This is a genomic window from uncultured Cloacibacillus sp. (assembly GCF_963926575.1).
Classification (GTDB): Bacteria; Synergistota; Synergistia; order Synergistales; family Synergistaceae; genus Caccocola; species Caccocola faecigallinarum.
Genome location: NZ_CAWUXW010000003.1, coordinates 588,619 through 602,697, shown reverse-complemented (window position 1 = coordinate 602,697; position 14,079 = coordinate 588,619). Strand labels below are relative to the sequence as shown.

The following is a 14,079-nucleotide window of genomic DNA, read 5'->3' as shown; positions in this document are numbered from 1 at the left end:
TCCGACGCGGAATCCAGTGTCGTCAAATTCTGTAACGTATCGGAATCAGAAGCCGCTGGGCCCCGCGTCAAGCGCGGGGTGACGAAATGGTTATCTCTTGTATCAGGTTAGGTAAGAACATAAAACGGCGGGGAAGCGCCGGGGCTCCCAGCCGTGCGCTGTTGGGAGCGCGTTGTAGCCGAAGCCGGGCGTCTAGCGCTGCGCTTCGAGCTTTTCCCTCAGTTCCTTGTTCTCCGCCTTCAGCTCAAACAGCGCCTGCTGAACCTGCGCGAGCTGAGCCTGCACCTCGTTCATATCCTTCGGCGGAAGCGGCTGCTTCTTCGAAGACTTGCCGACCGTGAAGCTCACGCCCGCGCGGCCCATGATGTCGCCGTCGGAGCAGAGCGACGCGCCGAGGTTGAACATCACGTTCTCGCGCGTGTAGTGGAAAACTCCGACCGCCACGGCGTACTCGTCGCGGTACGTGCCGACCGCGGCGGAAAGCGTAGTCGGCTCATAGGGGTTATAGTCGATCGGGTGAAGCCCGGAGAGAGCCGCCGCGTGCGCTCCGACCACGTTGATGCGCTCGCCGAGGTCGTCCATGCGGTTATAGGCCTCCCACAGCTGATTGCCCGTCACCGCGTCGGAACTGCCGCGGTATATGCCGCCGTCGGCTATGCCGGAAAGCCGCGCGCCGCCCATGTCGAAGCCGCTGTTCGTCGCGCTCATCGTATAATTGCCCATTGTCAGCGAATTCGCCGTCACGGAGTTGAACGTAGGCGTCATATAGCCGTTCTCAGCTCCGCCGAGCACGCCGCCTATCTCCTCAATAGTCGCCGCGCTCTTGTCGATATCGGCGCGAAGCTCGGAGTCGGCAGCCTTGAACTCCTCGCGCACGATATTGTCAGCAGTCGTGTAGTCGTCCTTTATCTGTTCCTTCAGCACATTGTCCGCAGTCGTATAAGCGTCAGTGATTTCCTCCTTCATGACGTTGTCCGCGTTGGTGTATGCGTCGGTGATTTCTTCTTTAAGGACGTTGTCGGCCGTTGTGTAATCATTCTCAATCTGTTCTTTGAGAACGTTATCGGCAGTCGTATAGTCGTTCTTTATCTGTTCCTTAAGAATATTGTCGGCGGTGGTGTAATCGTCGGTAATTTCTTCCTTCAGGATATTATCCGCCGTAGTGTACCCGTCCTTGATTTCTTCCTTGAGGTTCGGGTCTACGCTGATTGTGTAATCCTTGTCGCCGTTCTGCGTGATATTGATATCGTCGCCTGCGTTCACGGTGAGCTTATCGCCGGGCTTTATCTGCGACTCGCCCGCGCCGGTTCCGGCCTCGCCGGATGCGCCGCCGTCATTCGCTTCAAAATACCAGCCCTCCGAAAGCTCATCGAGCTTGGCGCTGATGCTGTCGAGAGCGCCCTGCAGCGTCGTCCCGCTTCCGTTGTACGTGAACTCGCCGGACAGCGCGCCGTCTTCATAATTCCACGCGCCGCCGAAAGCGTTCGCGACACTGCCGCCGAGGTTTGAGAGATTCGTATTCGTCGTGAAAAGCTGACCGCCGTTGACAGTCTGCATACTGCCGCTCGCGATGCTTCCCGCCGCGACGTTGTCCAGCACCGCGCCGCCCATATCGAGGCCGTTATTGTGGCTGATCGTGTAATCGCCTATCTTGACGGAGGCGAACTCGGGATTATCTACCACGCCGAATGTGTACGTGCCGCCCTCCGCGGTTATTTTGAGATTGGAGCCTTCGGCTATCGTGATGCTGTCGCCGTCGCCGATGACATTTGCGCTCTCTCCGGCATTCAGCGTCCAACTTCCCTTATTCTTTGCTTCCTCGCTGACGGCGGAAAGCTGCTTGAAATTCACCGCGTCGGTGTCGTTCACGCCTGCCGCGAGATTCGTTATCTTCGTGCCGTTTGTTCCGCGGAGCGTGACGGCGGATTTATCGTCTCCGTCGTAAAGAACGGCGTTGTCAGAGCCGCCCGCGAGAGACGATATTGCGTCGGCTACGCTGTCGTACTCCGTCCCGTCGACCGCGAACTTCTCGCCCCACTGACCGTTGGTAAGGGTCGAACCGCCGAGGAGCTCGCTTAGGTCTTTCAGCTGATTTACGTTCACGGCGTCCGTGCCGTTGATGCCTTCGTCCACGTAGACGATGCGGCGATATCCACTGTTGGTGCTCGTGCCTACCGATACGACGTTGTCTTCGTTCGCCCGAGAGCCGTGGCCTATGGCAACGGAATTTGTAACGCCTTCACTAACAACCGCTGAGACTCCTACAGCCGTGCTGTCTGTGCCATGGGCTTTTGCAAATGATCCAATCGCAGTAGCAGATTGTGTTGATGAGACCCATTTGCCGCTGTCGTCTGCTTCACCTTGTCCCGCTATTGTGCCGCTGCCAATTGCTATACTACTGGCTCCGTACGCCTTGGCTTCGTATCCGAGGGCGACAGATCTGCTAGTTCTGGCTTCCGATCTAGCGCCGACGCTTACGTTGCCTACATCTGTCGCTCGCGCGAAGTATCCCAGCGCCGTTGTGTATTGTTCCGTAGCTTGCGCGTCGCGCCCCAGCGCCGTGCTCCACTTCCCTTGAGCTCTCGACATTGATCCGATTGCGACCGCGTTGGAGTCTGTGGCCCAGGCCTGGTATCCAAAAGCCGCCGATTGATCGCCGGTTGCCTCAGCGTATGGGCCAATCGCAGCCGCGTGACTCTCTGCCTTCGTGGAATATCCTACGGCCAGACTTGAGTATCTGCCTGTAGCCTGCGCTCCATCGCCGATAGCTATATTGCCGGTTTTTTGCCTTGTATCGGCATCCGACGTTGCCGTTGCGCCGTTGCCTATAGCGATGAACCCCGCGCCTACGGCTTCCGCGTTATAGCCTATGGCGATGGCCGGGGTTTCGCTGCTGAGATGGGCATATCCGTTTGAGACTGCGTTGACGCCTAACGAGATATCGTAGTGATTTTCCGCAGAAGACCCCACGCCTATTGCAATTGGATCTTCCCCTGTGACTTCTCCGCCTACCAGCGTGTATGTATCGGCCATAGCTACATTGCAGGAAGATATCGCAAACACCGCCGCGAGCAGGCAGAGGAATAATTTCTTGCTTTTCATGTTATCCTTCCTTTGCGTATTTGAGGTTTGTTTTATACGTGAGACGGAAAAAACGTCATTCCGCGCTTGCCGCGGAATCCAGTGTCGTTAAATTCCGTAACGTATCGGAATCAAAAGCCGCTGGGCCCCGCGTCCATCGGCGAAAACGCCGCCGATGCTAGGAACGGCTAAATGAAATCTAAAATGTCAGCTACGCTGACAAGCCGTTCCGTCGAAGCGTGGGGTGACGGAACTGCCGTCTCTTCTTTCTGTTCTACTTCGCCGTGAAATCAATCGCCACGGCGTTGAGCTTCTTCAAAATCTCGCCGCTCACGTCGGCGGCGGGGGCGTAGCCGAGAGCCGTATGCGCGGGGACTACGACGGTGATTCCCTTCTTGTTCGTCTTTATCCACTGCGCGACGACTTTTCTCAGCTCGTCCATGACGCGCGCCGTAACGCGGTCGTATTCAGCGGCGAACTGCGCGTTGAGCTCGGCCTGCTTGTTCGCGGCCTTCGCCTGCGCGTCCTTGTCTTTCGCAGTTTTGTTGACGAAGCGTTCGAGCTCCGCTTCGAGCGAGGCTTTCAGGTTGTCTACATACTTTTGTCCCGACTTGCCCGGCGCGCTCGCGTCTATCACGCGCGCTACGTCGACGACGGCGACCTCCGCGAAGGCCGGGGCGGCCGAGAGCACACACCACCAACAGCAGTGCCGTAACTGCCTTTATCAAACGCATTGTTTTTTGTCATCCTTTCAAAAAAAATTGACGGCGGAGGAAACGGGGCGCGAAGCCCCGAGCTCCCTATCCGTCGTCAAAGTACGGGAGATACTGCATGGCGTAAGAGCACGCGAAAGCAGAGGCGTTTTCGCGCCCTTCTTCGCCCAATGCGAAGTCCGTTATAGTATAAAAATTGTTAACATACTGAGAAGAATGTAAACGGGGGGGGGGTATTTGTTGTACAATCGCAATAAATGCTTCTTATTGTTGACATCTTACACCCGCCCTTTCTTTGGAAAATCCGCACGTTTCAAGCATATTTGTCTGTATTTTACACAAGTTACATATTTTTGCAAGAGTTTGATTTTTCCGTTTGTCTCGTCTGCGCGTCACCTTCGTCGCGTTTCGCCGTTTTCGTCGTAAAAGGAGCTTCGCAGCTTCGCGCGGATTTTCTTGACGCGCGCGGCTACTGCCTGCTGCGTCACGCCGAGGCGCGCGCTATCTCCGCCTGCGTGAAGCCCTCGACGAGCGCCTGCGTTATGTCGAGCTCCTCGCGCGTGAGCAAACGCTCCAACGTTTCGCGCAGCTCCGTCTCCTCGTAGCGTTCCTCGTCTCTGCCGAGCGTCGCCTCAAGCTCTTCCGTCATCGTCTCTCCTCCGTTCGTTATCGGTTTTCTCATTCTCGCCGCCGCGTCGCGCACATAGCCCGGAAGGTTGGTTTTGAGGGTAACGCGCGAGCCAGCGCCTGTCCGGGCACCTCGGTATCAGCACGAGCAGCGCGAGGCACCCCTCCTGCACCAGATCCTCAAATTCCGCGCCGCGCCCCGCGTAGCGCCAGGCGACCGAACGCAACGAGCGGCGCGTAAGCTTCAAGCTCCGCCTCCACGCCGCACGTCCCGCAGCACACGCTAGCGGAAGCAGAGCGCGCTCCGCGGATTTTCCGTAAAGGACATGACAGTCCCCTCCTTTGGATGAAATTGCCTCCAATGGTGGGGAAACGGCGAGGTTTTTACAAAAGCAGAAAATTGCGGAGGCGCGGAATGACGGTTGACAGGCGTTTCGGATATATAGGCTCTGTTTTTGAATGCGGTCTCTAGCGTTTGGGATGGGGGCCCCCGACAGAAGCATTCAGGGGCGACATAGTGGGGAACATGCCGGCAGAAGTTTTACAAATCTGTGCGGTTGGGCTGGGGGGTGGAATGTCCGATAGATAGCGCGAGGCGGGAAAGATGGTATAATATGAAGTAAAGAGAGGCCCCCGCCGGAAGGGATAACGGGGATGAATCCTCTCCCGGCCGGCCTGTCAAGCTGAGACGGGAACTCAGCCTAGACGCTTAAGGCCGAGCTTTGAGTCAAACTAAGAGAGACGGAGCAATTCCGTCACGGCTGCGACGAGCGCCGCCAGCGCTGTCAGCAGTTTAATGATTAGGGTCGCCCATTCATAAAATGAGCGGCCTTTATCATTCTTAGCCATTCTCATTCCCCCTTACTCTGAGATAGCGCGTTCTGGCAGACCCGGCATTACTGCCAAAGGCCCTTCCGCAGATATTATACAACAGAGCGACAACAGAATTCCATTTTGTTATCCAACCTTGTATGTCGAAGCACTCCCGCCCGCTGTACAAAGGCGAGTTAGCGCGGTATAATCCATATACCCCCCACAGGGGGTGGGTATTGAAGCTTTGAGGCAAAGGAGCATAGATGTATGAGAAAGGATCATTTCGACGTTACCGGCATGAGCTGCGCGGCTTGCTCTGCGCGCGTGGAGAAGAGCGTCGCGAAGCTGCCGGGGATAAAAGAGGTTTCCGTAAATTTATTGAAGAACAGCATGACCGTCGAGTACGACGAGGCCGCGCTGACTTCGGAGGGAATCGTCGAGGCGGTCGTGAAGGCCGGGTACGGCGCTTCGCTGCGCGAGGAGAAGGGGAGCGCCGGGCCGAGGGCTAAGGCTGCGCCGTCGCCCGTGGATATCGCGAAACAGGAATACGAGAAGATATGGCGGCGGCTTATGGCCTCTGTCGTATTCGCAGTGCCGCTTTTCTATATTTCAATGGGGCACATGATGGGCTGGCCGCTTCCGGCGTTTTTCCACGGGACGGAGAACGCTATGATTTTCGCGCTGACGCTGTTCCTGCTGACCGTTCCCATCGTGTTCATCAACTTCAAGTTCTTCCGCGTCGGCTTTACGTCGCTGGCGCACGGCGCGCCGAACATGGATTCGCTTATCGCTCTCGGCTCGAGCGCGGCTCTCGTCTACGGCGTGTACGCGCTCTATAAAATCGCATTCGGCCTCGGCCACGGAGACCTCGAGATGGTGAGCCAGTTCTCGATGGACCTTTATTTCGAGTCGGCGGGCATGATACTGACGCTCATCACGGTGGGGAAGTTTTTCGAGGCGCGCGCGAAGGGGCGCACGTCGGACGCCATCAACAAGCTTATGAACCTCGCGCCGAAGACGGCTTTCGTAGTGCGCGGCGGCGTCGAGGCTGAAGTTCCGGTCGAAGAGGTCGAGAAGGGCGAGACCGTCGTGGTGCGAGCCGGCCAGGCCGTGCCGGTCGACGGCGTGCTGACGGAGGGCCACGCCGCGGTCGACGAGTCGGCGATAACGGGCGAGAGCATACCGGTCGAGAAGCAGCCGGGCGACAAGCTGATAGGCGCTACGACGGTCAAGTCCGGATATCTCAAAATGCGCGCGACGGGCGTCGGCGACGAGACGGCGCTCGCGCAGATAGTGCGGCTTGTTGACGAGGCGACGAGCTCGAAGGCCCCGATCGCGAAGCTCGCGGACAAGGTGAGCGGCGTTTTCGTGCCGGTCGTCATCGTTATAGCGCTCGTCACCGCGGCGGGATGGCTGATAGCTGGCGAGAGCGTCGAATTCGCGCTTTCGGTCGCAATCGCGGTGCTGGTAATTTCATGTCCCTGCGCGCTCGGCCTCGCTACGCCGACTGCGATCATGGTCGGCACCGGGCGCGGCGCGACGAACGGAATCCTGATAAAATCCGCCGAAGCTCTCGAGACGGCGCACGACGTAAAGACCGTCGTCCTCGACAAGACGGGGACGATAACGCGCGGCGAGCCCGCCGTGACGGACGTGTTTCATCGTTCGGATATGAGCGCGGAGGAGTTCCTGACGCTCGCGGCGTCGCTTGAAAAATACTCAGGCCATCCGCTCGGCGAGGCGATAGCGGCGAAAGCGGCGGAGGATAAACTGCCCATGAAGCCCGTCGCCGATTTCGCACAGGAGCCGGGCAAGGGCGTGAGGGGAAAAATCGACGGCGCGCTCGTCTGCGGCGGCAACAGAAAGCTGATGGAGGAGTTCGGCCTTTACGGCGGCATGGAGAAGGAGCTTGAAGAAAAGCTCGCCGACGAGGGCAAGACGCCGCTCTTCTTCGTCCGCGACGGAAGGTTCATCGGCATAATCGCGCTCGCCGACGTCGTGAAGCCGACGAGCCGCCGCGCCGTGAACGAGCTGCACGAAATGGGTATAAAGGTCGTCATGCTGACCGGCGATAACGAGCGCACGGCGCGCGCGATACAGCGCGAGGTCGGCGCGGACGAGGTTATCGCCGAGGTGCTGCCGCAGGACAAGGAGAAAGAAGTCCGCCGCATTCAGGAGTCTGGACAGAAGGTAGCGATGGTCGGCGACGGCATCAACGACGCTCCGGCGCTCGCGCGCGCGGACGTGGGCATTGCGATAGGCGCAGGGACGGACGTGGCGATAGAGTCGGCGGGCGTCGTGCTGATGCGCAGCGACCTGCTCGACGTCGCGGGCGCGATACAGCTCGGCAAGGCCGTCATCTGCAACATAAAAGAGAACCTTTTCTGGGCGCTGTTCTATAATACGATATGTATTCCGGTCGCGGCGGGGATTTTCTATCCGTCGTTCGGCCTCAAGCTCAGCCCCATGATCGGCGCGCTGGCGATGAGCTTCAGCTCGGTGTTCGTGGTCTCGAACGCGCTGCGGCTGCGCCTGTTCAAGCCTAAATTCGCCGCCGCGGCAGTCGCCGAAGACGGCGGCGAAAAATCCGGCGCGCGGTGCAATATCGCGGCAATAACCGTCGAGGACAAGACGGAGGTTATAAAAGAGACGAAGGGAGAAGATGTGAAGATGAAGAAGGTTCTGCATGTAGAGGGTATGATGTGCCAGATGTGCGTGAAGCACGTGACGCAGGCGCTGAAGAACGTCGCGGGCGTGGATGCGGTGGAGGTGTCGCTCGAAGCCAAGACGGCGGCGGTGACGCTCGGCGCTGAGGTCGAGGACGCCGTGCTCGCGAAGGCCGTCACCGACGCGGGATACGAGGTCACGGGCGTAGAGGCCGCATGAAGGCGGACAAAGCCGAGGTAAGCCGCAAAATCAAGATCGCGCGCGGGCAGCTCGACGGCATCCTGCGCATGATAGAGGAGGACCGCTACTGCGTGGACATCTCCTATCAGCTCGTCGCGACGCAGTCTCTGCTGAAGCGCGCGAATCAGGATATATTGCAGGCGCACATAAGGCACTGCGTGCGCGAGGCGCTCCAGACCGACGAGCCGAATCCGAAGATAGAAGAGGCGCTGAAGCTGCTCGAGCGCATGGCGCAGTAGCAAGTCCGGCAGAAGGACGAAGGCGCGCCGCTCCGCGAAGCTTTACGGGGCGGCGCGCGTTTTATGCAGCGGGCGTTTTGTTCAGCTTTTCGTTACAAATTTCCTGTTGACAACAAAGTTTTGCGGTGCTAGGATTCTCACCGTCGGGTCAAACCCGAACAAAAGGAGAGTTTTTGGATAATGAAGCAGTTCGCGGCTTATCAGTTCTTTTTTGGATACTTTTACTTTTTTAGCAACCAAAGCTAAATAAGTGAAGGTGTCTTTTGCTGCGAAACGCTTTTCTCAAAACAAACGGAATCAAGAGAAATCAAAGCCTGCGGTGAATGTACAACTTCACCGCAGGCTTTTTTTATTGGCCGCGTAAGGCGCGGAAAATTTTCAGGAGGGACACAGAGATGATAATTATAGTAAAACCGGATGCTAAGGAAGAACGCATACACGACCTTGTGAAGTGGATAGAGGCGCAGGGGCTGCGCACGCACCTTTCGAAGGGGGACTACACGACGATAATCGGCGTAATCGGCGACATCAGCAAGCTCGACGACGAGCTGCTCTCCGGCCTCGACATCGTCGAGAGCGTGAAGCACGTCTCCGAACCCTTCAAGAACGCCAACAGGAAGTTCCATCCGCTCGACTCCGTCGTGAAGGTCGGAGAAGATCAGATTCCCATAGGCCACGGCAGCTTCGCGATAATAGCGGGGCCGTGCTCGGTCGAGAGCGAGGAGCAGATTATCTCCGTCGCGAAGAGCGTCAAGGCCTCCGGCGCGACGATGCTGCGCGGCGGCGCGTTCAAGCCGCGCACGTCGCCCTACGACTTCCAGGGGCTCAAGGCCGACGGCATCAACCTTCTGCTCGAGGCCAAAAAAGAGACGGGGCTGCCGATAGTCACGGAAATCATGAACGCGAACCATCTGCCGCTCTTCGAGGACGTGGACGTGATTCAGGTCGGCGCGCGCAACATGCAGAACTTCGAGCTGCTGAAGGAGCTCGGCAAGACGCGCAAGCCGATACTCATCAAGCGCGGCCTCGCGAACACGATTAAAGAGCTGCTCATGAGCGCGGAGTACATCATGTCGAACGGCAACGAGAACATAATCCTCTGCGAGCGCGGCATACGCACCTTCGAGACCGCGACGCGCAACACGCTCGACCTCAGCGCGGTATGCGTGCTGCACGAGCTTTCGCACCTGCCCGTGATAGTCGACCCGAGCCACGCGACCGGCGTCGCGCGCTACGTTAAGAGCATGTCGATGGCGGCGGCGGCCTGCGGCGCGGACGGCCTCATCATCGAGGTCCACAACGACCCGCAGCACGCGCTCTGCGACGGCGCGCAGTCGCTGCGTCCGGAGCAGTTCGACGACGTGGTGAAGGCCGTGCGCCGCGTCCGCGCCGCGGCTCTCGCGGAAGATTAAGCTATGGCGGACAAAGTCCGGCTCACGGTAGGAATAGCGGGCCTCGGCCTGATAGGCGGCTCATTCGCTCGCGCCTACGCCGCTGGCGGCGCGCGCGTACTCGGCTACGACGCGGAGGCCGCCGTCATGCGCGAAGCGGCTGAGGCCGGAGCCATTGCGGGGGAGCTGACGAACGAGAACGCGAAGGAATGCGATTTAATTCTCGTAGCGTTATATCCCGCGGCCGCCGTCGAGTATTTGACAAAAACTGCCCCGCATCTCCGCGGCTGCGGCCTCGTCATTGACTGCTGCGGCGTGAAGCGCTCCGTATGCGAAGCGGGCTTCGCCCTCGCGAAGGAGCACGGCTTCGGCTTCCTCGGCGGTCATCCGATGGCGGGGATACAGTTTTCCGGCTTCTCCAACAGCCGCGCGGATATGTTCAAAGGCGCTTCGATGATAATAGTTCCGCCCGCGGAGGGCGGCGCGGCCCTCGTTGAAAGGGCGCAGGAGCTGCTCGCGCCCGCGGGCTTCGGCAGATTTACGATAACGACGGCGGAGCATCACGACGAGATGATAGCCTTCACCTCGCAGATGTGCCACGTGGTCTCGAACGCATACGTCAAGAGCCCGCGCGCGCAGGAGCACGCCGGCTACTCTGCGGGAAGCTACGCTGACCTCACGCGCGTCGCGAAGCTCAACCCGTCTATGTGGACGGAGCTTTTCATCGACAACAAAGATTACCTTATAAATGAAATCAACCTGATGATAAAACATCTTGCGGAATACCGCGAAGCGCTCGAAGCCTCGGACGAGCCGCGCCTTGCCGCGCTCCTCGCCGAGGGCGTCGAATGCGAAAGGAGGGCTGGGAGATGAACGGCAGAACGCTGAGAGTCGCTCTTCCCGGAAGGGAGTACGACATCGAGATAAGGCGCGGCGCTCTCGGCTCGCTTCCCGCAAAGTGCCGCGAGCTGATGCCGAAGGCGGAGCGCGTCTTCGCCGTCACCGACGAGACCGTCGGCGGGATTTACGGCGGGCGCGCGGTTTCTTCGCTCGAAGCCGCGGGCTATAAGGTCCGCCTGCACGTCGTGCCGGCGGGCGAGGAGTCGAAGTCGCCGGAGAAGCTTGTCGAAATATGGGAGACGATGGCGGCCTTCGGCTTCACGCGCAGCGACGCGGTAGTCGCGCTCGGCGGCGGCGTGGTCGGAGACCTCGCGGGCTTCGCCGCGGCGACGGTCCTGCGCGGCGTGAATTTCATACAGGTTCCGACGACGCTGCTTGCGCAGGTCGATTCTTCCGTCGGCGGCAAGGTCGGCATAGATTTGAAAGCGGGGAAGAACCTCGCCGGGGCCTTCTGGCAGCCGAAGGGCGTGCTCATCGACCCGGACTGCCTCGAAACGCTGAGCGACGGGACCTTCTCCGACGGCATGGCGGAGGTCATAAAGTACGGCTGCATCCGCGACGCGGCGCTCTTCCGCAGGCTCGCGGCGCTCGGCGGCAGAGATGGCGTCATGTCTGAAATCGAGGACGTAATCTACACCTGCTGCGACATCAAGCGCGCGCTCGTAATGGAGGATGAGCGCGACACCGGCGCGCGCATGATACTGAATTTCGGACACACGCTCGGCCACGCCTACGAGCTTGCCGGCGGCTACAAAACATGGACGCACGGACAGGCCGTCGCCGCTGGCATGGTCTCCGCCGCGCGGATCGGAAGGGCGCTCGGAGCCACGCCGCGCGAGACAGAAACGCAGATTAGAGAGATACTCGAACAATATAAACTGCCCGAAAAAATCGAATGTCCGTCCGAGATTATGCGCGAGGCCGTGTCGCTCGACAAGAAAGGCTCGGGCTCGTCGGTACGGCTGATTCTGCTGAAGGCGCTCGGCGAGGCTGAGATTTACCCGATTGAACGCGAGCGGCTGCTCGCGCTGGCGGAGGACGTAAGATGAAGATTCTTATTAAGCCGCGTCCGCTGTTCGGCAGCGTGACGCCTCCGCCCAGCAAGAGCATGGCGCACAGGACGCTGATATGCGCGGCGCTCGCCGACGGAAGCTCCGTAATCTCTAACCTTCATTTCTCCGACGACGTCAAGGCGACGCTAAAAAGCCTCAAATGCATCGGCGCGAGCTGGCGGCGCATAGACAGCAAAATCATCGAGGTGACGGGGACGGCGGGACGCGGAGCCGACGGGACGCAGCTTTTCGAGTGCGGCGAAAGCGGCTCCACGCTGCGCTTCTTCATCCCGATAGCGCTGGCGCTCTACGGACACGGGCGCTTCACCGGCATGGGACGCCTTATGAAGCGGCCTCAGGGGCCGTATCTCGACCTCTTCATGGAGAAGGGGATAAATTTTTCCTACGCGAAGGAAACTCTCGAGGTTTCCGGCAAGCTTACGCCGGGCGAATATCTGATGCGCGGCGACGTGTCGAGCCAGTTCTTCAGCGGACTGCTCTTCGCTCTGCCGCTGCTCTCCGGCGACTCGGCGCTCGCAGCTTCGACGAGGCTCGAATCGCTGCCCTACGTCGATATGACGAGGGGCGCGCAGATGAAGGCCGGAGTCGAGATAGAGGGCGGAAACGGAAGCTACGCGATACGCGGCGGACAGAGCTACGCGCCGTTCAGCGCCTCTGTCGAGGCGGACTGGTCGCAGGCGGCCTTCTGGATGATGGCGAACGTGCTCGGCAGCGGCATAAGGATCAGGGGCATGGACGACGCTTCTATGCAGGGCGACCGCGCGCACGGATTAGCCATCGCGGAGACCCTCGCCGATAAAGAATTGAAGAACGTTGAAATCGACATATCGGACTGTCCGGACCTTCTGCCGCCCGCGGCTGCTGCTGCGGCGGTGCGCGGAGAGGGCATGGTGACGAGTTTCCGCAACGCGGCGCGGCTGCGCATGAAGGAGAGCGACAGGCTTTCCACGGTCACGTCCGTCATCAACGCGCTCGGCGGCTGCGCGGTCGAGGAGCGCGACGGCATAACGATATGCGGCCTCGACAGCCTGAACGGCGGCGTCGAGATATCCTGCTGCGGCGACCACCGCATCGCGATGATGGCGGCTGTGGCGGCGACGCGCTGCAGCAAGCGCATCGTGCTCGACGGCGCGGAGTGCGTCAAAAAGTCGTATCCGAGCTTCTGGACGGAATACAAACGCCTCGGCGGATATGTCGAAGAATTAGAGGACGAATAGATGGGCTCGTACTTCGGAAAAGAAATTCACATCTCCATATTCGGGCAGTCGCACGCCGAGTGCATAGGCGTGACGATAGACGGCCTGCCGGCGGGCGAAGCGGTAGACGAAGAGGCGCTGCGCTCCTTCATGCTGCGCCGCGCGCCGGGGCGCTCCGCGGAATCGACGGCGCGCCGCGAGGCCGACGAGCCGCATATAATCTGCGGCCTGCACAACGGGCGCACCTGCGGCGCTCCGCTGACCGCGATAATCAAAAACGGCGACACGCGCTCGAAGGACTACGACAAGCTGCGCGACCTGCCTCGCCCCGGCCACGCAGACCTCACCGCCGAAATAAAATACCGCGGCTTTCAGGACGGACGGGGCGGCGGACACTTCTCGGGCCGCCTGACCGCGCCGCTCTGCATAGCGGGCGGAATTTGCGCGCAGCTTCTCGCGCGGCGCGGAATAGAGATAGGCGCGCATATACTTTCGATAGCGGGGATAAACGACCGGCGCTTCAACGCGCTCGGCGAGACGAAGGAAACGCTCGACCGCGTCAAATCCGCGCCGTTCCCGGTGCTCGACGAGGCGGCGGGGGAGAGGATGCGCGGGGCAATACTCGCGGCGAAGGCCGATGGCGATTCCGTCGGCGGCGTCGTCGAGTGCATCGTGACCGGATTGCCCGCGGGCGTCGGCTCGCCGATGTTCGGCGGGCTTGAGAGCAGGCTTTCCGCGGCGATATTCGCAATCCCTGCGGTCAAGGGCGTGGAGTTCGGCTCGGGCTTCGGCGCGGCGCTCATGCGCGGCTCGGAGCACAACGACGAAATAACGCTCGACGGCGGCGAAATAGCGACGCGCACGAACAACGCGGGCGGCATACTCGGCGGCATAAGCGACGGAATGCCGGTAATCTTCCGCGCCGCCTTCAAGCCCACGCCCTCGATACTGAAGCCGCAGCGCACCGTCTCGCTCTCGGCGATGAAGGAAGAGGAGCTGCAGATAACAGGACGCCACGATCCGTGCGTGGTGCAGAGGGCCGTTCCGGTGGTCGAAGCCGCGGCGGCGATGGTGACGCTCGACGCGTTGCTTGAACGCAATACGGATAAAATATAAAAGCTCGGAAAATTTCCAAGGAG

General features: G+C 60.0%; 10 protein-coding genes. 7 read left to right on the top strand and 3 right to left on the bottom strand.

Annotation, left to right across the window (positions count from 1 at the left end; translation table 11 throughout):
* Positions 1–192: 192 nt before the first annotated feature.
* From ABGT66_RS08005 to ABGT66_RS07995, 3 genes are all read right to left on the bottom strand, one after another.
* Complete coding sequence (locus ABGT66_RS08005) at positions 193–2,133, bottom strand: YadA-like family protein (RefSeq protein WP_346689999.1); 1,941 nt, start codon at positions 2,131–2,133, stop codon at positions 193–195.
* 1,222 nt (positions 2,134–3,355) lie between these two features.
* Positions 3,356–3,772 carry a hypothetical protein gene (locus tag ABGT66_RS08000; RefSeq protein WP_346689997.1) on the bottom strand — a complete coding sequence of 139 codons (417 nt, stop codon included), beginning with the start codon at positions 3,770–3,772 and terminating at the stop codon, positions 3,356–3,358.
* Between the two features lie 506 nt (positions 3,773–4,278).
* Positions 4,279–4,476 carry a hypothetical protein gene (locus ABGT66_RS07995; RefSeq protein WP_346689996.1) on the bottom strand — a complete coding sequence of 66 codons (198 nt, stop codon included), beginning with the start codon at positions 4,474–4,476 and terminating at the stop codon, positions 4,279–4,281.
* Positions 4,477–5,501: 1,025 nt separating this feature from the next.
* On the opposite strand from ABGT66_RS07995, the gene ABGT66_RS07990 reads away from it, so the two are divergent.
* From ABGT66_RS07990 to aroC, 7 genes are all read left to right on the top strand, one after another.
* The gene (locus tag ABGT66_RS07990; protein ID WP_346689994.1) at positions 5,502–8,120 is read left to right on the top strand and encodes a heavy metal translocating P-type ATPase; all 2,619 of its coding nucleotides are present in this window, start codon (positions 5,502–5,504) and stop codon (positions 8,118–8,120) included.
* Positions 8,117–8,380, top strand: a complete 264-nt coding sequence (locus ABGT66_RS07985) for a metal-sensing transcriptional repressor (protein ID WP_294194447.1) — start codon at positions 8,117–8,119, stop codon at positions 8,378–8,380. The genes ABGT66_RS07990 and ABGT66_RS07985 overlap by 4 nt, the downstream gene beginning before the upstream one ends.
* 395 nt (positions 8,381–8,775) lie before the next feature.
* A complete protein-coding gene (gene aroF, locus ABGT66_RS07980; RefSeq protein ID WP_294194449.1) occupies positions 8,776–9,792 on the top strand; it encodes a 3-deoxy-7-phosphoheptulonate synthase in 1,017 nt (338 codons plus the stop codon).
* Positions 9,793–9,795: 3 nt separating this feature from the next.
* Positions 9,796–10,644, top strand: coding sequence for a prephenate dehydrogenase (locus ABGT66_RS07975; protein ID WP_346689992.1), 849 nt, complete (start codon positions 9,796–9,798; stop codon positions 10,642–10,644).
* A complete protein-coding gene (gene aroB, locus ABGT66_RS07970) occupies positions 10,641–11,720 on the top strand; it encodes a 3-dehydroquinate synthase (protein ID WP_346689991.1) in 1,080 nt (359 codons plus the stop codon). The genes ABGT66_RS07975 and aroB overlap by 4 nt, the downstream gene beginning before the upstream one ends.
* Positions 11,717–12,961 carry a hypothetical protein gene (locus ABGT66_RS07965; protein ID WP_346689989.1) on the top strand — a complete coding sequence of 415 codons (1,245 nt, stop codon included), beginning with the start codon at positions 11,717–11,719 and terminating at the stop codon, positions 12,959–12,961. The genes aroB and ABGT66_RS07965 overlap by 4 nt, the downstream gene beginning before the upstream one ends.
* Positions 12,962–14,056: a chorismate synthase gene (gene aroC, locus ABGT66_RS07960; protein ID WP_346689987.1), complete on the top strand. Its 1,095-nt coding sequence runs from the start codon at positions 12,962–12,964 to the stop codon at positions 14,054–14,056. It abuts the gene before it with no gap.
* The last annotated feature ends 23 nt before the right edge of the window (positions 14,057–14,079 follow it).